General features: G+C 51.6%; 16 protein-coding genes and 1 pseudogene. 15 read left to right on the top strand and 2 right to left on the bottom strand.

From position 1 onward, the window contains the following. The first annotated feature begins 777 nt into the window (after positions 1-777). From HA050_RS14420 to HA050_RS22180, 15 genes and pseudogenes are all read left to right on the top strand, one after another. Positions 778-2,052, top strand: coding sequence for a serine/threonine-protein kinase (locus HA050_RS14420; RefSeq protein ID WP_166827523.1), 1,275 nt, complete (start codon positions 778-780; stop codon positions 2,050-2,052). Positions 2,053-2,556: 504 nt separating this feature from the next. Next, on the top strand, positions 2,557-3,099 hold the full coding sequence (locus HA050_RS14425) for a protein-tyrosine phosphatase family protein (protein WP_166827526.1): 543 nt from the start codon (positions 2,557-2,559) through the stop codon (positions 3,097-3,099). Between the two features lie 149 nt (positions 3,100-3,248). Further along, positions 3,249-3,557: a hypothetical protein gene (locus tag HA050_RS14430; protein ID WP_166827529.1), complete on the top strand. Its 309-nt coding sequence runs from the start codon at positions 3,249-3,251 to the stop codon at positions 3,555-3,557. Next, the gene (gene istA / locus HA050_RS14435; protein ID WP_308418905.1) at positions 3,554-4,270 is read left to right on the top strand and encodes an IS21 family transposase; all 717 of its coding nucleotides are present in this window, start codon (positions 3,554-3,556) and stop codon (positions 4,268-4,270) included. Before HA050_RS14430 ends, istA begins: the two co-directional genes overlap by 4 nt. Further along, positions 4,271-4,890 (top strand): annotated as a pseudogene (istB, locus tag HA050_RS14440) (IS21-like element helper ATPase IstB); the annotation flags it as partial. A gap of 158 nt (positions 4,891-5,048) precedes the next feature. Continuing rightward, positions 5,049-5,951 carry a WYL domain-containing protein gene (locus HA050_RS14445; protein ID WP_166827532.1) on the top strand — a complete coding sequence of 301 codons (903 nt, stop codon included), beginning with the start codon at positions 5,049-5,051 and terminating at the stop codon, positions 5,949-5,951. A gap of 15 nt (positions 5,952-5,966) precedes the next feature. Beyond that, positions 5,967-7,697 (top strand): DUF262 domain-containing protein, encoded by a 1,731-nt coding sequence (locus HA050_RS14450; RefSeq protein WP_166827535.1) that lies wholly within the window; start codon positions 5,967-5,969, stop codon positions 7,695-7,697. A gap of 11 nt (positions 7,698-7,708) precedes the next feature. Beyond that, complete coding sequence (locus tag HA050_RS14455; RefSeq protein ID WP_166827538.1) at positions 7,709-10,093, top strand: type I restriction-modification system subunit M; 2,385 nt, start codon at positions 7,709-7,711, stop codon at positions 10,091-10,093. Beyond that, on the top strand, positions 10,090-11,499 hold the full coding sequence (locus HA050_RS14460; protein ID WP_205836444.1) for a restriction endonuclease subunit S: 1,410 nt from the start codon (positions 10,090-10,092) through the stop codon (positions 11,497-11,499). The genes HA050_RS14455 and HA050_RS14460 overlap by 4 nt, the downstream gene beginning before the upstream one ends. Continuing rightward, a complete protein-coding gene (locus tag HA050_RS14465; RefSeq protein WP_166827543.1) occupies positions 11,486-14,584 on the top strand; it encodes a type I restriction endonuclease subunit R in 3,099 nt (1,032 codons plus the stop codon). Before HA050_RS14460 ends, HA050_RS14465 begins: the two co-directional genes overlap by 14 nt. 218 nt (positions 14,585-14,802) lie before the next feature. Continuing rightward, the gene (locus HA050_RS14470) at positions 14,803-15,897 is read left to right on the top strand and encodes an ATP-binding protein (RefSeq protein WP_166827545.1); all 1,095 of its coding nucleotides are present in this window, start codon (positions 14,803-14,805) and stop codon (positions 15,895-15,897) included. A 4-nt stretch (positions 15,898-15,901) separates the two neighbouring features. Continuing rightward, entirely contained in the window at positions 15,902-16,453 is a 552-nt protein-coding gene (locus HA050_RS14475) for a winged helix-turn-helix domain-containing protein (protein WP_166827548.1), read from the top strand. A 119-nt stretch (positions 16,454-16,572) separates the two neighbouring features. Then, a complete protein-coding gene (locus HA050_RS14480) occupies positions 16,573-17,295 on the top strand; it encodes a multiubiquitin domain-containing protein (RefSeq protein WP_166827551.1) in 723 nt (240 codons plus the stop codon). Continuing rightward, positions 17,270-18,451 carry a ThiF family adenylyltransferase gene (locus HA050_RS14485; RefSeq protein WP_166827553.1) on the top strand — a complete coding sequence of 394 codons (1,182 nt, stop codon included), beginning with the start codon at positions 17,270-17,272 and terminating at the stop codon, positions 18,449-18,451. The genes HA050_RS14480 and HA050_RS14485 overlap by 26 nt, the downstream gene beginning before the upstream one ends. Then, a complete protein-coding gene (locus tag HA050_RS22180; RefSeq protein ID WP_240929080.1) occupies positions 18,451-18,909 on the top strand; it encodes a ubiquitination-like system serine protease family protein in 459 nt (152 codons plus the stop codon). Before HA050_RS14485 ends, HA050_RS22180 begins: the two co-directional genes overlap by 1 nt. 209 nt (positions 18,910-19,118) lie before the next feature. Here HA050_RS22180 and gyrB read toward each other — a convergent pair whose 3' ends face one another. Both gyrB and dnaN read right to left on the bottom strand, forming a co-directional pair. Beyond that, complete coding sequence (gene gyrB / locus HA050_RS14495) at positions 19,119-21,530, bottom strand: DNA topoisomerase (ATP-hydrolyzing) subunit B (protein WP_166827558.1); 2,412 nt, start codon at positions 21,528-21,530, stop codon at positions 19,119-19,121. 218 nt (positions 21,531-21,748) lie between these two features. Then, positions 21,749-22,855, bottom strand: coding sequence for a DNA polymerase III subunit beta (gene dnaN / locus HA050_RS14500; RefSeq protein ID WP_046351797.1), 1,107 nt, complete (start codon positions 22,853-22,855; stop codon positions 21,749-21,751). Positions 22,856-23,007 lie beyond the last annotated feature (152 nt).

The raw sequence follows: 23,007 nt of genomic DNA on the forward strand, positions 1-23,007 counted from the left end.
GTTTTTTTATGCCGTGCAATCAGATTTCAATGCCACCGCTGATAGTTTTGAAAGCATAATTTCATCTTAATAATTGAGATAACATGACTACTAGTTCAGATTTTGTGTTTTCTATTAGATTAGAAAGCCTGCCCGCGTGGTTCGTTCCAATCGGAGCACCTGCTTGCTGCAGAAAAGGGCATCGCTGGGAGTCGTAAGACAGCACTATATTGCGTAGAAGTCTTTGCCTAGGGTGCCATACTTTGTAAAGAGGAGGCAAAAGCATGTGTGGGACGCTGCCTAGTGTATTTTCTTTATTTGAGTCATCGCAGGTTGCGGAGTTTTACTCAACTGATCCAACTAAATTCTTCAATCATCGGCACAATGCTTGCCAATTTCGCCACCTTCAAGCGAGGGTTAATGCGTGGGGTATCTTACATGTTTAGGAATACAAAATCCGAATGCAGTAGGAAATTTTAATATCGCCCTAACACCTTGCAAAAATTTTACACCGCTAAGACCAACAATTGGCGCTTCGATGCAATAATTCCTCCAGATTTATTATCTGCAACACTTACAATTTCAGACACTAAACCAGTAATTACATCTTCTGCACTTCGACTAAAGCAGACTTTGCGGCGACAAAGAAACTCGAGACGATATAGCCCAAGACTCGCTTGACTAGTGGCCCTCCCTTGGCTTAAATGGCTTGTTGCTTGGGAGGATAACGTGATTTCTAAAGGTCAGATTGTTGATAGACGGTTTCTAGTTACGGACATCTGCAGCGAAGCAGGAGGCATGGGGTCGATCTTACATGTTATTGATCAGACCGACGCCACCGGCAAGCCCAAAGTACTGAAATACTGCAAGGACACTTCGACGGCATCGCTCCAGCGATTTAAGCGAGAAGTGCGCCTAATGCACAGCTTCAGCGGCAGTGATCACGTCGTGACGGTGCACCACTTCAACGTAGAGCACGAGCCCCCATATTTCGTAATGGACTTTTACAAGCAGGGTGATTTGTTCAATATGGCCACGCAAATTCAGTCGGATATTGCTTGCCAAGAGTGGGTTTTCCTCGCCATGTTGGACTGCATTGAAGTACTACATAATAACGGTGTTTTTCACCGCGACATCAAGCCACAAAACTTCCTGTTCAATGGGGAAAAGCTCGTTGTCTCGGACTTCGGCTTGAGCTCTCAAGTCGATTCACTGACTCAGTTCACAAGGTCCGCTGAATATGGGGGCACCCTGAGCTACTTGCCACCGGAATTCCTCAACGGCGGGTTTAAGCATCCCGATGCGCTAGGCGACATCTTCATGCTGGGAAAGTCGTTCTACACGCTGCTGACGGGCATGGATCCCATCCTTCTGCACCTTGAACACTCGCAAATTCCGCGGCAACTGCGACCAATCATAGATCGAAGCTGTCGGCCGCTGAAGGATCAACGATACCAATCTATCGATGCGCTGCGAGTGAGCTTGCGGCATGCCTACGACGCGATCAATGGCCGCGAGACGGGCCGGCCAACGACTTTTGGTCTGTGGACCACGATTGAAACGCATTATTCCAGCACCAATAACTTCTCTGACTCCATTGTGAAAGAGTTCATCGATGAGCTGCAGACCTTAGATGAGGAAGACGCAAAGCTGATTGGATTCAAGCTGTCGTATGAGATTTTTGGATTTGTTGCCAATGAGTTGTCGGAAGACTATCTAGCCGCATTACTCAAGAGCTATCGTGTGATGGTGGAGAGCGGCGACTACAGTTGGGCTTATGCCGAGACAATTGCCCGAAACATGGTGCTCGTCTTCTACACCCCGCACGCAGACCTCGCCAATCGAACAGAGGCTTTGCGTATTGCTATTATTGGTGCAGTCAATATGAACCGCTTTGCTGCCATGGACACGTGCATGTCGATGGTGACTTCGATAGACGACGATGAACTGGCCACGCATGTTCATGACTTGATCATCGAGTATGCCGATACGTTCATTGCTAGCAGTGACCAAGGAAAATGCAAGTCTATCGCCATCAAGAACGTTCTGTACAAGGTGAATCCGCCAGAGTAGATGGATAATCCCCTCACAACAAAACCAATTCGACCGTTCCTGATCTGTGTCGCCAGCAAGGTATAAGTTCCGCCCCTTTCTGCAAGTGGCGCGCTAAGTTTTGCGGCATGGACGCCTCGATGACGCAGATGAAAAAGCTGGGGGACGTAGGTGCTCACTTTGATTTACATTGTAAATGGCTGCCATGCCATTTTCTCTTCACACGAAAAATATACTTCTAAATCAACTGTAAGGACAAATGATGCACCTTTTGACGTGGAAACGTAGCACTACCCGTCAATTTTTGTGTGGGTAGGGCGATGGTACAATGGACTTGCCTTGAGCTTTTGATCCAGCGAGTTGGTTTACTACCTATTCATGCCTGCATGGAGCGTTTCTGCAGCGGATGGTACAGCAGCAGCGTGGATTTGATTAATCACTTATTGGGCATGGCAAATGTCATGTTCACAGATCATCTATCGATACTTGATCATTCCTTTACGCTGTTTAAGTCAGGAGTTTGAAATGGAATGCCCTAATCAAAATTGTTATTGGGTAAGAGCAGGACAATTGCTGGCGGGGGAATATCCACGTGATCAAGACCTCAAAACATCCCAACTAAAATTGCAGAAATATCTAAATGCTGGCGTAAGTTTTTTTGTGGATTTAACGCAAGAGGGAGAGCTTGCTCGCTATGATGATTTGCTGCCAGAGCTAGCCTTAAATGGCCTGCCTGTTGGATACATGCGCTTCGCGATTCCAGATAAATCAGTTCCTAGAAACAAACTGTTGATGCGGGCCATTCTGGATTCGATTCATCATGCAATCGGGCAGGGACATTGTGTTTATGTTCATTGCTGGGGTGGAGTTGGGCGAACAGGTACCGTGGTGGGTTGTTACTTAGTTGAAGGTGGGATGGCAGAGCAAGACGCGCTCATTCATTTACAGCAACTATGGTCGTCCGTGGATAAAATACATCGCCATCCCGTTTCTCCTGAAACACAAGAGCAACGGCAATGGGTCTTAGATTGGGCTAGCAATCAGGGGATGGATAAGGGCAAGAGCTAATCACCGCGGGTTTGATCCATAAAGCACGTGATTTCTTGTAAATCAGCATGCAAAACTTTCCAGGTTTCCGGGGTAAACAGCGCCCAATAGTTTCCACCCCGGTTGTGTAACCATCCGGTATTTCGCCGGAGAAACCTGGGGTGTTATCCATGGACATCATTGCCGAAATCCGGCGTCGCCATCTCATTAGTCACGAAAGTATCAGTTCCATTGACCGTGACCTTAAACTCTCCCGTCCTACGGCACGCAAGTACCTTAAAACCACCGCATCTCCCTCCTACCAGCGTGCCCGGCAACCCCAGCCCAAACTTAGCCGGTTTCAATCCATCCTTGAGCAATGGCTGGAAACTGAACAGCACCTGCCCAAAGCGCAGCGCAGAACCGCTCAACGACTCTTTGAAGGCTTGCACAAGCCGAGGGCTATGCCAGGGCCTATGACAGCATTCAGTGTTTCGTGAAACAGTGGAAGTCCATCGCCGCCGCACCCGGCAGCAAGCAGGCCTTTGTTCCCTTAGTCTTTGCGCTGGGCGAGGTGAGTCAGTTCGACTGGAGCCATGAACAGGTCGAAATCAATGGCGTCTTTCAAACCATTAAAGTGGCGCATTTCCGCCTGACCTACAGCCGGCAGTGCTTTGTGGTGGCCTATCCTAGGGAAACCCAGGAAATGGTCTTTGATGCGCATAACCGGGCCTTTGCCTTCTTCGGTGGCGAGCCATTGCGGATGGTGTATGACAATCTGAAGGCGGTTGTCGATGCGATTATGGCTGGCAAAGAGCGGCAATTCAACCGGCGGTTTATGGTGCTGGCCAACCATTACCTGTTTGAGCCAGTGGCCTGCACACCCGCATCAGGCAGGGAGAAGGTGCAGGTTGAAAATCAGGTGGGCAATATCCGCGAATGGCTGTTTACGCCGCTGGCCCGGTTTGCCAGCTTTGCGGCACTGAATGCCTGGGTAAGCCAGCGCTGCCGGGAATTGGGCGCACGCCAGCATCCGGTATACGAGGGCTCTATCGCCAGCCATTGGGAGTCCGAACACACTGCTTTGCGCCCAATGTCGGCGGTGTTTTATGGTTATGTCGAAGTCATGTTACGTGTTTCCAGCACTTGCCTGGTGTGTGTGGACCGAAATCGCTATAGCGCTCCCGCCATTTATGCGGGCAAAGAAGCCTGACTGGATCATTTGATTGCAGCCGAAACGGCCAATCGGGAAGTGCGCAGTTTGCGCTATCAGCTCAAGGCAGCCCGCTTCCCGATCCACCGGAATTTGATGGGCTTTGACTGGGCAGAAAGCCCCTTGGGCCCACCCCAGCTGGCACCGCTGCGTTTATGGAGCATGCGCACAACCTGATTCTGGTTGGCGGCACCGGCACGGGCAAAACCCACCTCGCCACAGCATTGGGTGTTGCTGCGATTCACAAGGGCAAACGGGTGAGATTCTTCAATGCCGTGGATCTGGTGAATTTGCTGGAGAAAGAAAAGGCGATAGGCAAAAGCGGCCATCTGGCAAGGCAGCTCAGCCAGATCGATGCGCTGATTCTGGACGAACCAGGCTATCTGCCCTTTCCTGTTTCAGGTGGCGCTTTACTGTTTCATTTACTCAGCCAGCTGTATGAAAAAACGAGCCTGATCATCACGATCAACCTGTCATTTGGCGAATGGGTCACGATATTTGGTGACGCCAAAATGACGACAGCGCTGCTGGACCGAATCACACATCACTGTGAATTTCTGGAAACGGGTAATGATTCGTTCAGGTTTGAACAGCGTAAAAAGGGGCAGAAAACGGGCTGACAAACTGGAAACTTTTGGACGCTGACGAGTGGAAAATATTAGATGCTGATTGACAATCATAGCCATCAATAATAGCTTACGCACACATCATTTTGATAACCATAGACATAACAAAAGAAACAATATAAAGTGCTTAAATAGGGCTTTCAGAGGCTGAAATGAACCATTCCGAGCAACTTACTACTTTGACACAAACCCAGCGAGATCGACTTGCATTTATCGAGTTACGCCTATGGTTTATCGGCGACATACGACGCCAGGATATCGTTGATCGGTTTGGAGTGAAGTCAGCGGCAGCATCAAGAGATCTGGCGCTTTACAAAGAGTTAACCCCCTTCAATATCGAGTACGACGCGAAGGCGAAAGCCTATGTGTATCAGCCCAGCTTCGTGGCTATTTTTGAGCATGCAACACAACGCGTAATGTCCTGGCTAACAGAAGGGTTTGGCGACGGATCTGCAGTCGCCCGACCTATTCTCTGGGCATTTGAAACACCAGCCCACCTCGGTCAACCGCACCTAGATGTACTAGCAGCAATAACTCGGGCCATCTGTGCCCAGCGTCCGATCCAAATTAAATACCACTCGATGAGCAATGGTGAAACGGAACGGGTGATTGTGCCATTTGCATTAGTCGATACTGGCCTGCGTTGGCACGCCAGGGCATTTGACCGCAAGTCCGGCGAGTTTCGCGACTTCGTCGTCACCCGCATTGAAGCGCCGACCTTGGTCGATGAAGTACCCAATGCCAACGAGCGCCCAGATAACGACATCCAGTGGACTCGGATCGTGGAACTGGATTTGGTGCCGCATCCGCGTCTCGCCCGCCCCGAAATAATCAAGATGGATTACGGAATGACTGATGGCTCGATACGGATGCGTGTTCGCGCGGCGGTGGCTGGTTACATGCTGCAGCGATGGAGCGTGGATTGCTCGCGCGATCATCGCCTTAAAGAAGAACAGTACCGTCTTTGGCTCAGTGATCCGTTGGCCCTGTACGGGGTCGAGAACGCTAAGCTTGCCCCAGGCTATCAAGCCCCGAGCAGTACAAAGAAACGATAGGAAAAAAGAAACCCAATGGCCAAGACACTTGAAGCCCACGACAAATTGATTCGGGAAATCTTCGAAGGAAGCTACCAGTTCGAGATACCTGACTACCAGCGCCCCTATGCATGGACGACCGAGCAGGCCACCGAATTGTTCGATGATCTGTATTCGGCAATGCTGGATGCGCGCACCTCAGGAGCCAGCAGTCAATATTTTCTCGGCAGCATCGTTTTAATCAAGGAAGATCGAGATCCAAAATCGTTTGTAGTTGATGGTCAGCAGCGACTATCTACACTTACAATTTTGCTTGCGGTATTGCGAGTTTTGATGCCCAACTCAGCATCTTTCCTCACCAAATACCTCTACAAGGAAGGAAATCCAGAGTGGGGTGAACTCAACGAGTATCGCCTGAAGGCGCGCGAGGAAGATGCCGATTTTTTCCGCACCTACATCCAAGAGCAAGAGGGGTTGGAACGACTCATTTCTAACACCGATAAGCTGGAAGACAGCCGTCTACGTTACCGCGAAAACGCTACGCTACTACTCAACAAGGCCAAAGCGTTGCGGCCTGACGATCTGAACTCTTTGTGGAAGTTCCTCGCCAATGACTGCTCGTTGGTTGTCATCTCCACGCCTGACCTTGAAGCGGCCTACCGCATCTTCTCAGTACTCAACAATCGTGGGCTTGACCTCGCACCAATCGACATCATCAAGGCACAGGTGCTGGGACTGATCCGCACGACTGCAGGCGAGTCCAAGAGCCGTACCTACGCCAAGGAATGGAGCCGCATTGAAAGCGCATTGGGCCGAGACGCCTTCGGCGATTTGTTTGGACACATCCGTAGCATCTATGCGAAGAAGAAGCAGAAGTTCATTCTGGTCAAGGAGTTCCAAGAGCACATCACCGAGTACAATACCCCTATTGACCTAATCGACACGGTAATCAAACCCTACGCCGAAGTTTGGGATTTTGTGCGCGACGCCGACTTCGAGGCGACCGAGCACGCGGATACAATTAACGAGCACCTATCCTGGCTCAACCGCGTCGACTTCAAAGATTGGGTTCCACCGGCGCTGGTTTATTTCAAACGATTCCGACAAAAGCCCAAACTGCTCGCGGATTTTTTCGCATCATTGGAACGTCTTACCTATTTCCTCTTGGTTACCAAAGTCGGTATCAACGAACGGATCGAAACCTATGCCGCTCTCACTAAGGAAATCGAGCCGATAGCCTTCGATGGCGATCTCGCGGCATTGAATACTTTGGCCCTGACGGAGAAACAAAAACGTGAGTTCGTGGCGGCGCTAGATGGGGATATCTACCGCAATCTGCCCAAAGCCCGCATGGCACTGGTCTTACGACTCAAATCTTTGGTACGCGCCCCTGGCGTACAGCTCCAAGATGCCTTGTCTCTGGAACACGTTCTACCGCAAACGCCGCCCGATGGGTCGGAATGGCTCCAATGGTTCCCTAATGAAGATGAACGAGAAGGCTGGACTCACCGCTTGGCCAATTTAGTTCCATTGGATAGAAGTAAGAACTCGTCTGCCAGCAACTACAACTTTGCCAAGAAGAAAGACGCTTATTTCAAAGGCAAAGGCCAGGCATCCCCCTTCGTGCTGACGCAGGAAGTCCGATCAGAAAATGAGTGGACCCCCTTGCTTCTGGCAGAGAGACAGAAACACCTTGTGGGCAAACTCAAAGATCATTGGAAACTCGCCGTAGTCACTGATAATGCTAGCGCTGCAGCGGCGAATTAAGGAAAGTATTAATGCGCAAGAAGCAACAACAAGACCAAAGCCAGATCAAGTGGATTTCCGACTTCATTTGGAACATTGCCGATGGCCGTCTGCGGGATGTCTACGTGCGCGGCAAGTACCGCGACGTGATCCTACCCTTCACCGTGCTACGGCGGCTCGATGCCGTGCTCGAGACTACCAAGGACGCGGTACTGGAGCGCAAAAGGCTTCTCGATGCTCACAATGTAGCCGCGCAAGACGGAGCGCTTCGTGATGCTGCTAAGCAGGCCTTCTACAACGTCTCTGAATTCACCTTGGTCAAACTAAAAGCCAGCGCGGCAGGCCAGCGGCTGCGCGATGACTTCATTGCGTATCTGGATGGCTTCTCGCCCAACGTGCAGGAAATCCTCACCAATTTCAACTTCCGCAACCAGATTCAGAAGCTGGTGGATTCGCATGTCCTTGGCTACCTAATCGAAGACTTTCTCGACCCTGAGGTCAATCTCGCACCGCATTCGATCAAGGATGCTGACGGCAGGGTCAAGCTACCAGAACTCGACAACCACGGCATGGGTACGGTGTTCGAGGAGTTGATTCGCCGCTTCAACGAAGAAAACAACGAAGAGGCTGGCGAGCACTTCACCCCGCGCGATGTGGTGCATCTCATGGCCAAGCTGCTGTTCCTGCCGGTGGCTGACCGGATCGAGTCCAGCACCTATTCGCTCTATGACGGCAGTTGCGGCACTGGCGGCATGCTCACCGTGGCCGAGGAATCACTGCACGAACTAGCCCAGCAGCAGGGCAAAGAAGTGTCCATCCACCTGTTCGGGCAAGAGATCAGTGATGAAACCTACGCCATCTGCAAGGCCGACTTGCTCTTGAAGGGCGAAGGCGAAGAGGCAGAGAACATCGTCGGCGGCGCAGACAAATCCACCCTGTCCGCTGACCAGTTCCGTAGCCGTGAATTCGACTTCATGATCTCCAACCCGCCCTACGGCAAGAGTTGGAAAACCGATCTGGAGAGAATGGGCGGCAAGAAGGAATTCAACGACCCGCGCTTCATCGTCAGCCACGAGGGCAACAACGAGTTCAAGCTCATCACCCGCTCCAGCGACGGGCAGCTTATGTTCCTCGTGAACAAGCTGCAAAAAATGAAGCACAACACGCCACTGGGCAGCCGCATCGCGCTGGTACATAACGGCTCGGCACTGTTCACCGGCGATGCTGGCCAGGGAGAAAGCAACATCCGCCGCTGGGTGCTGGAGAACGACTGGCTCGAAGCCATCATCGCCCTGCCGCTCAACATCTTCTACAACACTGGCATCGCCACCTACATCTGGGTACTGGCTAACAAGAAGGCCGAAGCGCGGCGTGGCAAAGTGCAGTTGATTGATGCATCGCAGTGGTTCCAACCGCTGCGACGAAATCTTGGCAAGAAAAATTGCGAACTAGCCGATGCAGATATTGTCCGTATTTTGGACATCTACCTTGGCAAAGAGCTGGAGTCAGCACAGTCTAAATGGTTTGAAACTCAGGACTTTGGCTACTGGAAAATCACTGTCGAGCGCCCACTGCGCCTGAAAAGTCAACTATCCGACGAACGTATCGAACCCCTACGTTTTGCCACTGGCGATGAGGAGCTGCGCGCCGAGATCTACGCCGCCCACGGCGAGGCGCTCTATACCGAGTTTGCCAAACGCAAACCGGCCATCGAGGCATGGCTGAAAGGCGAAGATGAAAACGATGACGACGACAACGAAGACAGCGACAGTGGCGATGATGGCGAAATCCCTGCCGCCCGTAAGGCCGTGCCCGCCAAGCGCCGCAAGAAACTGCTCGATGCATCGACATGGCAGCGTGATAAGAGCTTAATGGAGGTGGCACAACGGGCGCAAAAGGCACTAGGCAGCGCCGTATTTGACGATCACAATGAATTCCGAACCCACTTCGATGCGGCCTTGAAGTCACAGGGTAACAAACTCAGTGCACCCGAGAAAAAGGTCATCTACAAGGCCGTTAGTTGGCGCGACGAAGCCGCGCCGCCAGTCCTAGCTAAACGCACCAAATTGAAATCGAGCGATTTCTTCGAGCCTGGTTTCGACGGTGCGTACCTAGAAACCGTGGGAAAAGATCGCTTCATGGTCGAGTACGAACCCGACAGTGAGCTGCGCGACACCGAGCAGGTACCGTTGAAGGAAGCAGGTGGCATCGACGTGTTCTTCGCACGCGAAGTGCTACCGCACGCAGCGGATGCCTGGATTGCGATGGATAAGACCCAGATTGGCTACGAGATTTCGTTTGCCCGCTACTTCTACAAACCGACCCCGCTGCGCACACTGGATCAGATCCGTACCGACATCCTGAGACTGGAAGAGCAGACCGAGGGCTTGCTGCACAAAATCGTGGGAGCGCAATGATGGCTACAGCAAGCGCTTATCCGGGCTACCGCGCAGCACGAATGCGTTGGCTGCCACCCGTGCCCGAGTATTGGAACGAGCAACGCGCCAAGACCTTTTTCCGCGAAGTGGACGAGCGCTCGAAAACCGGTCAGGAAGAACTGCTGTCGGTGTCACACCTCACGGGTGTTACACCGCGCAGCCAGAAGAAAGTTACCATGTTCAAGGCTGCGAGCTATGTTGGTTCCAAGCTGTGCCAACCCGGTGACATCGTCATCAACACGCTGTGGGCATGGATGGCAGCGCTCGGTGCGAGCAGGCACGTGGGCATCGTCAGCCCCGCTTATGGCGTGTACCGCCCGCACAGTGCTGATAGCTTCAATCCGGCGTATCTTGACTACCTCCTGCGCACCCGAGCCTACGTGGCCGAGTACATCGGGCGCTCGACTGGCATCCGATCCTCTCGGTTGCGCCTGTATCCGAACCAGTTTCTCGACATTGCGCTGATCCAGCCCCCGCGCCCCGAGCAAGACCAGATCGTCGCCTACCTGCGCGCGCAGGACGCGCACATTGCCCGCCTCATCAAAACCAAGCGCGACCTCATCGCGCTGCTAACCGAGCAGAAGCTGCGCATCATCGACCACGCAGTCACCCGCGGCCTTGATTCATCAGTGACGCTGAAGCCGTCCGGCATCGAATGGCTGGACGAGATTCCTGAGCATTGGGAGGTGCAGCGGCTAAAAAACGTCGCGAATGTGGTATTGGGCAAGATGCTAACCACCGAAGCCAAAGACGCTGACGGAGAGTTCAAGCCCTATCTGCGATCCACGAATGTGCAATGGATTAAACCCGATGTGCGTGACGTTAAAGAAATGTGGATTGCCAAGTCTGAAATGGCACAGCTTCGCGTTCGCAAGGGCGATCTTCTAGTCAGCGAAGGCGGCGAAGTCGGCCGCGCATGCATGTGGAGCGATGAACTTCCGGAGTGTTACATCCAGAATTCAGTGCATCGGGTGGCGGTCAAGCCGACGATGCTGTCCGATTTCCTTTTTCATCAGTTTTTCGTTTACGGCAAGCGTGGACGTTTCAATGCCATCGTGAACCGGGTCAGCATCGCGCATTTGACACGTGAAAAGCTCGTGACTATTCCCTTCACAGTTCCACCAGTCCCCGAGCAGAAAGCCATTTGTCGCTGGATCGCCGACGAATGCCAGCCGCTCGACGAAGCGATCCAGCGCGCCAAAGACGAGATCGACCTCATCCGCGAATATCGCGACCGCCTGATCGCCGATGTGGTCACAGGTCAAGTGGACGTGCGCGGCTGGCAGCCCAGCCCAGAGGACGTGGTGGACGACGCGGTGCTAGCCGCGCTGGGCGATGAAAACGAAGATGTGACCGAAGAGGAGGATGGCGATGGCAAAGACTGACACCAGCGAGCGCTGGTTCGAGGCGCGCGTGGTACGCGGCTTGACCGGTGTGCCGCAGCCCGAGTACAGCCATGCGCTGGCTCCCACCGACTTCGCCGCCACCCACAACGGCTACGTGCAGGGCAAGCCCACCGACTACAACCGCGATATTGCGCTGGATGTCGTGCAACTGCTCGCCTTCTTGCAGGCTACCCAGCCCAAGGCGGTGGACACGCTGGAACTGGCGGCGGACGGCATCAAGCGCACCCAGTTCCTGCACCGGCTGCAGGGCGAGATCACCAAGCGCGGCGTGGTGGACGTGCTGCGCAAGGGCGTGAGCCACGGGCCGATACACGTCGATCTCTACAAGCTGCTGCCCACACCAGGCAATGCCGCCGCAGCGGATGCCTTCGGCAAGAACATCTTCAGCGTCACCCGGCAGGTGCGCTACAGCAACGATTCCGGCAACGAGCTGGACTTGGCTATCTTCATCAACGGTCTGCCGGTACTGACGTTCGAGTTGAAGAATTCGCTGACCAAGCAGACCCTGGCCGACGCCATCGTCCAGTACCAAACCACGCGCAGCCCACAGGAGCTGCTGTTCCAGTTGGGCCGTTGCGTGGCTCACATCGCAGTCGATGACGCGGAGGCCGCGTTCTGCACTGAGTTGAAGGGCAAGGCCTCTTGGTTCCTGCCGTTCAACCAGGGCTGGAACAGTGGCGCAGGCAACCCGCCCAACCCGGATGGTCTGAAGACCGATTACCTGTGGAAGCAGGTGCTGACCCGCGAGTCGCTGGCCAACATCATCGAGAGCTACGCGCAGGTGGTGGAGGAGGAAGAAGCAGACGCCAGCGGCAAGAAACGCAAGAAGCGCAAGCAGATCTTCCCGCGCTTCCATCAGTTGCGCACGGTGCGTGCGCTGCTACGCCGTGCCCATACCGATGGGGTGGGCAAACGCTATCTGATCCAGCATTCGGCAGGTAGCGGCAAGAGCAACACGATTGCCTGGCTGGCGCACCAATTGGTGGAGCTGCGCCGCAAGGACGATCCGATGACTGCGCAGTTTGACTCCATCATCGTCATCACCGACCGGCGCGCGCTGGACACGCAGATTGCCCGCACCATCAAGGGATATGACCATGTGGCGGCAATCTTCGGCCACTCCGACAACGCACAGGAACTGCGAGGCTTCTTGCAGAAGGGCAAGAAGATCATCGTGACCACGGTGCAGAAGTTCCCGTTCATCCTTGATGAGCTGGGCGACCTCTCCGGCAAGAGCTTTGCGCTGTTGATCGACGAAGCGCATTCCAGCCAAGGCGGCAAGACCACGGCGCGGATGCATGAAGCCCTCGGCGGCAAAGCCGCCGCTCCGGATGCCAGCGGCAAGGTGGCCGAGGAAGAGTTCGAGGAGGACAGCACGCAGGATGCGGTCAATGCGGAAATCGAGAAGCGCATTGCCTCCCGCAAGCTGCTGGTCAACGCCAGCTACTTTGCGTTCACCGCCACACCCAAGAACAAGACACTGGAGTTGTTCGGCGAGAAGACGCTGGTCGGTGACAAGGTGCTGTTCCGTTCGCCCGAGGAGCTGACCTACACCACGAAGCAGGCGATCCAAGAGAAGTTCATCCTCGACGTGGTGGAGAACTACACCCCTTACGACAGCTTCTACCAAGTGGCGAAGACGGTGGCGGACGACCCGGAATTCGACAAGGTGAAGGCGCTGAAGAAGATTCGCCACTACGTCGAATCACACGACAAGGCCATCCGCCGCAAGGCGGAGATCATGGTGGATCACTTCACCGCGCAGGTGGCGGGCAAGCAGAAGATTGGCGGCAAGGCGCGGGCGATGATCGTGTGCAGCGGCATTGCGCGGGCCATTGACTACTGGCGCGAGGTGTCGGACTACCTCACGCAGACCAAAAGCCCTTACAAGGCCATCGTGGCGTACTCGGGCGACTTCGAGATTGGCGGCCAGAAGAAGACCGAGGCCGATCTCAACGGGTTTCCGAGCAAGGACATTCCGGCCAATCTCAAGCAAGACCCATATCGTTTCTTGATTGTTGCGAACAAGTTCGTCACCGGCTTCGATGAGCCCTTGCTGCATTCGATGTACGTGGACAAGCCGCTGGCTGGTGTGCTGGCGGTGCAGACCCTGTCACGCTTGAACCGCGCGCACCCGCAAAAGCACGACACATTCGTGCTCGACTTCGCCGACAACGCCGAAGCAGTGAAGACAGCATTCCAGGACTACTACCGCGCCACCATTCAAACCGGCGAAACCGATGCCAACAAGCTGCACGACCTGAAGGCCGAACTCGACGGGCTGCAGGTGTATAGCTGGCAACAGGTGGAGGACTTGGTTGCGTTGTACTTGAGCGGAGCAGATCGAGACAGGCTAGACCCCATTCTTGATGCCTGCGTAGAGGAGTACACGGACAAGCTCGGCGAAGACGATCAGGTCAAGTTCAAGGGAAAAGCCAAAGCCTTCGTGCGCAGCTACGGTTTCCTCGCAGCAATCCTGAGTTACGGTCACCCAACGTGGGAGAAGCTGTCGATCTTCCTGAACTTCCTCATTCCCAAACTACCCGCACCAATAGAGGAAGATTTCTCCAAGGGAGTGCTGGAGACCATCGACATGGACAGCTACCGAGTGGAAGCCAAAGCGGCAATGAAGATTGCAATGGAAGATGCCGACTCCACGGTCGATCCCGTACCACCGGGGGGCGGTGGAGGCAAAGGCGAACCTGAAATTGACCGACTTTCAAACATTGTTAAAACCTTCAACGACCTGTTCGGGAATATTCCGTGGAAAGATGAAGACAAGATTCGAAAAGTGATTACTGTAGATATTCCTGCGCGGGTTGCCCAAGACAAAGCCTATCAAAATGCCCAAGCAAACTCTGATAAGCAAAATGCCAAGCTGGAGCATGACAAGGCATTGAACCGTGTTGTACTTGAATTACTGTCCGATCACACTGAATTGTTCAAGCAATTCAGCGACAATACCAACTTCAAACGATGGCTGACGGACACAGTGTTCGATGCAACGTATCAACCAGGGTCAGTTCTGCCAAAAAAGCAACCGCAGGGGCGCGCTTCGGCGTAAGTAAAAACTAAATGATAGATAAATTCATACCGAAAACCAGCAATGCTGACCACTTGAAAATTGCTACATTACGCCAATTCCAAGTAATACAAATTAATACTGGGGCATAAGGGGTCATTAACCGGCTCGATCGAAACTTATAGCGCCTTACAGGTACGTTGGGCGTTCTTATTTGTGTAGCTGCATTTGTACTCATGCAGCTCATAGGACCCTATACAATGCTAGGCCAGATATCTGAATTTCTTACCCAAAACCCTAAATCAAAAGCAAGGACTATTGCGTCTAGGTTAGCAGTAGATAAGAGCGAATTAAATCGTCTATTGCACGACAACAAGGATAAGTTCGAACAAGATGAAGAATTCAGATGGTCGATCATAAATTCGAGTTGTTCTATCGAATTTGGTGGTGCTACGTGGCTTACTGCCGAGCATTTTGAAAATGCGTTTTCTGACAACTCCCCATTGGACACTTCGCACACTTCTGTGATTTTCATCCTGAAAGATGGATGCAAGCCTATGTTAGATTTTATTGGGCGTTTGCTGGCATTTTGCAATCAACTCGTATCTGCAGGGAAAAAAGTCACACTCGATTTCGAGGGGCCAAAATCCGCTCTTTCATACCTTGATCGAATCGGATTCTTTGATGTATTGAATGAAAATATTGAGGTCTTACCGAAGCGCCCCAGCGGTAACCGGTCGAAGGCTTACAAAGGAAATAATGACGGCGTTATTGAATTCAGAATGATTGACCCAATTGCGCCAGATGCTGAAATACCGAAATTACTGCAGCATAGCTTTGTTTCCTGTGGAGGGCAGAGCCGCTCTCAATCCATGTTCACTGTTCTTGCTGAGCTTTATGGTAATGTCATTGAACATTCTCAAACAACTCTGCCTGGCTTTGCTGGCTTGCAATTTTATCCTAAGGCGAAAAAAATTCAGACAGTAATTTCAGACAATGGGCTTGGGATTGTTGGTACTTTGTCACAAGTAGTTCCACAAAAATATCCCCATGTAGCGCTTTTGATGGCTGCCGCAGAGCATCCAGGAGTTGCTTTACTAACTGAAATCTTTAAGGTGGGAGCACTTAGTCAGGTTAACTCTGATGGCCGAGGACTGGGTCTCAAGCTCTCAGGTCAAATTGCAGAAAAATTTAGTGCACGAATCTCTATTCGACAAAGCAACTTTGAACTTATGGTTAACTATGATCGCCATGGAGTCAATTTTGATCACCATCTTAATTTGCCATATTTGGCGGGAACACACATCTGTTTCGAATTTAAACTTGACGCCAGCTGCGATAGCCGCTTAAATTAACACCATGAACCAGAATACTCTTATCGTGAAGTTGATAGACTTCACTACTAGCGCTAGTCCCTATGGGAACATTGAGGGGAAGAGCGTCTACCATAAGCTCCTCAATTATGTTGAAGCTCATCCACGAGCATTGGTTTTGGGAGTTTCTCTAGATGGCATCGAAGCTACTGATGCATCGTTCCCTCGAGAAAGTGTTGTATCTCTAGCTAAGTTCCTTCGGGGTGAGCGTGGTATTTACTTAGTTGACCTACTGGACCGCGACCTAATCGACAACTGGACATACGCAGCTCGTGCTAAGGATCAACCAATTGTTATCTGGAATGATGATAGTTTTGAGGTGATTGGTCCGGAGCAAAACCCTTCGACCCGTAGCCTTGTTGAGTACGTACTTACAAAGCGTTCTGTGGTTACCTCTCAAGTCGCTGCAGACCTTGGTATCTCTGTTCAAAATGCCAGCACGCGCTTGAAGAATCTTGTCCAGGCTGGCTATCTCTTACGCGTCGAAGAAGTCGCCGATACCGGCGGCATCGAATTCAAGTACTGCGCCATCAAATAATCTGCTTAAACTGGTTGCTTTAACGAGAACTTAGGTTTAGACTTACACCTAAGTTCTCGGAACTCATACTGGGATCGATGTTAAACAGCTTAATTTAATCAGATTCGGAGAGTTTTACAATGAATCAATATCTACACGATTCCAGCTGCTCAGGGCAGCCCCTTCATGGTTCTTACGAAATTCTAGTGGGTGATCAGTCGCTGCAATTCGCGTCCAAGATCGTCGATGATCCGGTCGTTACTGGTAGTCAAATCCTGATCTCAGCAGGAGCATCCCCCGCAAGCGAGTTTCTGGTGTTTCAAGTTTTTTCTGATGGCGCTCTTGAAGTGCTGCGCCCAGAGGAGGCTGTAGATCTGCGCAATGTCGGGGTTGAAAAATTCATCGTATTTCAAAGTGATCGCTCATTTCGCATTTTCCTGAATGAACGAGCTATAGATTGGGGCGCTACGCGTATCTCTGGAGCAACAATCAAGAAGCTTGCTGGAGTGCAAATCGATAGTTTCGAAGTTTGGTTTGATGCTGCGGGAGGTCACGACCGTCAGATAGATGATAAAGAACTGGTTGATCTTACGACCCCTGGAGCCGAGCGCTTTATCACACGCAAAATCAGCATCACAATCAAGGTGAATTCTCGCCGCCGAGAAGTTGACCATCGCATATTGACTTACTGGGATGTGGTCAAATTAGCATACCCGGATGCGGTTCCCAGCGATCAGGTCATATACTCGATTGACTACGGTTCTGGCCCGCACCAAAACCCCAATGGCTCCATGGTAGAAGGTCAAACGGTCATTGTTAAAGAAGGGATGAAATTCTATGTCACGCCAACTGATAAGTCGTAATCCGGAACTGCAGCGCCTCATCGATGAGGGCTTTGACATCGAAATTCGATCCGGTTATCTGCTGATCCACTCGGTACCATATGTCACGTCAAGCAAGCAGGTAGCTTGTGGAGTAATTGTTTCTGAGCTGAGTATGGCCACTTCAGACATGCTTGACCGGCCCAGCACCCATCAGGTCCACTTCATCGGCGAACATCCGTGCAAAGCTGATGGCTCGGATCTCGTTCAGATACGCTGCCAAAGTGGAGAGTTCAAATTGGCGGAAGGCATCACCGCTCAGCACTGGTTCTCCAACAAGCCAAAGTGCGGCTATTACGAGAGCTACTACGAGAAAATTACGAGCTATGTGCGAGTAATTTCAAATCAAGCTAAAGCAGTAGATCCCAAAGCAGATGCGCGCACCTTTCGAGCACGTGAACCAATTGAAGAAGAGTCTGTATTCCTATATCAGGATACTGCATCAAGTCGAGCTGGTATCCAGCGGCTAGCGGCAAGATTCAATCAGCAGCGAATTGCGATTGTTGGTTTAGGAGGGACTGGCAGCTACATACTTGACCTGGTTGCAAAGACACATGTTTGTGAGATTCACCTTTTCGATGGTGATGTACTACGACCTCACAATGCATTCAGATTTCCTGGTGCAATATCTAGAGAAGTGCTCGATCGTGAAGTCACAAAGGTCGAATACCTCAGTGAACACTATGCGAACATGCGCCGTGGCGTCGTGCCACACAATGTAATGATCCACGAAGAGAACGTTAAGTTGCTTATTGAGTTCGACTACGTATTCTTGTCTGTTGACCGAGGCGAGGTACGGCAACTCATCCTGCATGCACTAGCTGACACTGATGTGAATATCATAGATGTTGGAATTGGATTAAACCTGACTGATGATCAAGAGTCTCTCTGGGGAACTTGTCGCGTGACGGCCAGTACGCCTTCAACTCGTGAAATTGCGCTCACTCGAATCCCCAAAGTTGATCGTGATGAAGAGTTGTACGCATCAAACATTCAGGTAGCAGACTTCAATTGCCTGAATGCTTCACTAGCTGTTACAAAATGGAAGCGCATGAGTAGTTTCTATCTCGATGATCATGTTGAACATGAAACTACTTTCAATGTGAACTTAAACCAACTTAGCAAGTGTACGCATTAATGAAAGCTGTACACTTTACGCATACTTTAGTCGATGAAATTCCAGAAGAACTGCAGACTGGAATCCTTTATGTGTCAAGGGATAGGGATGTGGCTGGGCACCTTTGTGCCTGTGGGTGCGGGAAAGAGGTAATCACTCCTCTATCCCCAACCGACTGGTCACTAACGTTAACCAGGCAAGGAGCCACTTTGGATCCTTCAATCGGAAACTGGGCCTTCCCCTGCAAATCTCATTACTTCATTTCAAGTGGCAACGTGATTTGGGCAAAAGACATGTCCAATAAAACAATTGCCAAAGGCCGCCAGCTTAGTCGAATGCAAAAGCAGAGCTATTACGATAATTTGAACAACCCAGCCTCGGCGATCAAGGATGTCGAACATAAAGCTCAGCCACCTAAGCAGCAACAGGGCTATCTTCAGAGGTTAGCTACTTGGTGGAAGAACTTCCTATCGCGATGAGACATGATCAAAAATGGATACTGTCCCCAATAAAAGTAGCCTAAAAAAAACCTACTATGGCTTTTGCAAATCCTACAGCAATTTTCGAGTATAAATAGGACAAAGGCTCAATAAAAAAGCCCCTTCCGGGGCTTTTTTAGCTTCAAACTGTGATCCCATAAATCTAGAAAAGTGGGAAATATCTAGAAGTTAATGGGATCCTACAACCATCAAATATCCACATTCCGCGCAATCAGCGCGTTCTGTTCGATAAATTGACGACGTGGCTCTACCTGATCACCCATCAGGGTGGTAAATACCGCATCCGCGCCCAGCGCGTCTTCCACGTTTACTTTGAGCAGGCGGCGCACGGTGACGTCCATGGTGGTTTCCCAGAGCTGTTCCGGGTTCATTTCGCCCAGCCCTTTATAGCGCTGGATGGCGATATTGCGGCGGATCAGGCCAAGCAGCCATTCGATGGCGTCTTTAAAGTTGCTCACGGCTTGCACTTGCTCGCCGCGTTTTACTTTAGCGCCGTCACCCAACAGGCCGTTCAGCATGTCGGCAGTTTTGCGCATTTGCGCGTAATCGCCAGACAGCAGGAAGGCTTCGTCCAGGTATTGCAGAGTCGATACGCCATGCTGGCGGCGCGATGCGGTGATCACAAAGCTTTCTTCTGAGCGGGTAAAGCTGAAGGTGTAGCGCGGGCTGTTTGGCGTGGCCACTTTTTCCATGGCGCTGGTCAGCAGATCCACGCTTTGCTGTGCTTCGGCTTCGTTGCTTAATGCCAGCGCAGGCATGCCAATCATGGCCTGCAGAATGGCGGCATCAATAAAGCGGCTGTGGCGGTCTACCACGGCTTCGGAGGCAAAGTACTGGCGGGCCATTTTTTCCAGCGCGTCGCCTGCAATGGCTTCTGCTTCTGCGCTTGGTAAGAGCGATGCACCATTTAAGGCCTGGCGCAGCAGGTATTGTTTAAGCTCGGCTTCGTCTTTCAGGTAAGTTTCGCTCTTGCCGTGTTTAATTTTAAACAGTGGTGGCTGGGCGATATAGATATAGCCGCGTTCCACCAGCTCTGGCAGCTGGCGGTAGAAGAAGGTGAGCAGCAGCGTACGGATGTGCGAGCCATCCACGTCCGCATCGGTCATGATAATGATGCGGTGGTAGCGCAGTTTTTCGATATTGAAATCGTCCTGCCCAATACCACAGCCCAGCGCAGTAATCAGCGTGCCAACTTCCTGGCTGGAGATCATTTTGTCAAAACGCGCACGTTCTACGTTCAGAATTTTACCTTTCAAGGGCAAAATCGCCTGAAACTTGCGATCACGGCCTTGCTTGGCCGAGCCACCCGCAGAATCACCCTCGACCAGATAAATTTCTGATTTGGACGGGTCTTTTTCCTGGCAGTCGGCCAGCTTGCCCGGCAGGCCCAGGCCATCGAGCACGCCTTTACGGCGGGTTAGTTCACGCGCACGGCGGGCGGCATCGCGGGCGCGGGCGGCATCCACAATCTTGCTGCAGATAATTTTGGCGTCATTGGGGTTTTCTAACAGAAAGTCGGCCAGTGCCTGGCTGATCACTTCGCTGACCACCGGGCCAATTTCGCTGGAAACCAGCTTGTCTTTGGTCTGGCTGCTGAATTTTGGATCAGGCATTTTTACTGATAACACGCAGGTCAGGCCTTCGCGCATATCGTCGCCGGAGGTTTCTACTTTGGCTTTTTTGGCGTGCTCGTTTTGCTCAATATATTGATTGAGGGTACGGGTCATCACCTGGCGCAGCGCCGTCATATGGCTGCCGCCATCCCTTTGCGGAATATTATTGGTAAAGCATTGCACGGATTCCTGATAGGAATCGTTCCATTGCATCGCCACTTCCACCATCATGCCGTCTTTCTCGCCATAGGCATGGAAGATATGCGGGTGCAGTACCGATTTATTGCGGTTCATGTATTCAACAAAGCCGCTTACACCGCCTACGTAGGCAAAGTTTTCTTCCTTGCCATGGCTGCGGTCCAGCAGTTGAATTTTTACGCCGTTATTCAGGAAGGAAAGCTCGCGAATCCGCTTGGCCAGAATCTCGAAGTGGTATTCAACCAGACCGAATGTTTCGGTCGAGGCCAGAAAGTGCACTTCGGTACCACGGCGCTCGGTGTCGCCAATGATTTTAAGCGGCGAAACTGCTTCGCCCTGGCGAAACTCCATGCTGTGCGCTTTGCCATTGCGGCGAATGGTCAGCTTTAGCCAGTCTGAAAGCGCATTCACCACCGACACACCCACACCGTGCAAGCCGCCAGAAACTTTGTAGCTGTTCTGGTCAAACTTACCGCCGGCGTGCAGCTCGGTCATAACGATTTCGGCGGCAGAGCGCTTGAATTCGTCGTCTTCTTTGATATCGGTTGGAATACCACGGCCATTGTCTTCTACGCTGATGGAGTTATCGGCGTGGATAATCACTTTAATCGTGTCGCAATGCCCGGCCAGCGCCTCGTCAATGGCGTTATCCAGCACTTCGAACACCATATGGTGCAGGCCGCTGCCGTCCTGTGTATCACCGATATACATGCCCGGACGTTTCCGAACGGCTTCAAGACCTTTCAGAATTCTAATGCTATCGGCGCCATATTCTTGTTGCTCAGACATTGCTAATTCCTTAAATCAACATACGAGCCTGGCCCATTTTTGGCCAGGCTAAATTTTTATAAAGATGTGCGCAGCATGTTCAAGCCCAAAAGCCTGATTCAAAGCCAATCAAAATCATAAAAACCGTGCGAATTATTCTTCGCAATAAAAATAAATCTAACATCTTACAAATGCAAAAGGCCGGGGCAACCCCGACCTTAGCCGTAAACTTAGCGTGGCTAAATACGCATTGGCATCACGATGTATTTGAAGTGCTCGTTATCCGGGATAGTTACCAGTACCGAAGAGGTCACATCGCCAAACGAGAAGTGCAGCGTTTCAACCGATGTATTGGTTAATACGTCCAGCAGATACTGGATGTTAAAGCCGATATCCAGCGGCGCGCCGCTGTAATCTACTTCTACTTCTTCCTGTGCTTCTTCCTGCTCATTGTTGTTACACATGATTTTAAGCAGGCCGTCGGTCAGCACTAAGCGTACACCACGGAATTTTTCGTTTGATAAAATCGCAGCACGCTGCATAGAGGCCAGCAACATCTGGCGCTCAATCAGCAGGCCTTTATCATTATTTTGCGGAATCACGCGGTTGTAATCGGGGAATTTACCGTCCACCACCTTGCTGTGAATCACAATATTGCCAAAGGCAAAACGCACCTGATTGCTGGCGATATCGATGGTGACTTCGTCATCCGAATCGGCCAGTAATTTATATAATTCCAGGATGGTTTTACGCGGCAGGATCACTTCGTTTTTAGCGAAATCACCCAGAATTTCTGCCGATGCAAAAGCCAGACGGTGGCCATCAGTGGCAACCAGTTTGAGCAAATTGCCTTCAGTAACCATGAATAAACCGTTTAAGTAATAACGGATATCCTGGTGTGCCATCGTAAATTGCGTACGGCCCAGCAAGGCTTTTAACTGGCCCTGGGGCATGCGTACTGTGGCGCGCAGATTGGTATCTACCGCCAGTTGCGGGAAATCAGCGGCGGGCAGCGTTTGCAGATTAAAGCGGCTTTTACCTGCTTTAATCGTCAGACGGCCGTCGGCCTCTTCCATGCTCACAACGGTTTTATCCGCAATAGCACGCAAGATATCAGACAGCTTTTTAGCCGCGACTGTAATGGCGAAATCGTCGCCAGAGAAGCCTTCGGCCTGACGGCTACTGATCTGAATTTCAAGATCGGTGCCGGTAAAGGACAGGGCGTCGCCATCCTTCTTGATCAACACGTTCGAGAGAATGGGCAGGGTATGCCTGCGCTCAACAATACCGGTGACCGTGGCCAGCGGCTTCAGGAGCGCATCGCGTTCGGCTTGCAAGAGTTGCATGGCGCCTCGTTCCGAAAAATGGGTTTAACCGCAGGATTCTAACCGATTTACAGCATGTGTAGGGAATGAATGGCGCTTCGCCACGCTAAATAAGCTAAGCAACCTTCAAACTTACAAAACCAGCCGGTGTTTTATACAAAATGCATAGTACA

Source organism: Iodobacter violaceini, assembly GCF_011601265.1.
GTDB classification, from domain to species: Bacteria; Pseudomonadota; Gammaproteobacteria; order Burkholderiales; family Chitinibacteraceae; genus Iodobacter; species Iodobacter violaceini.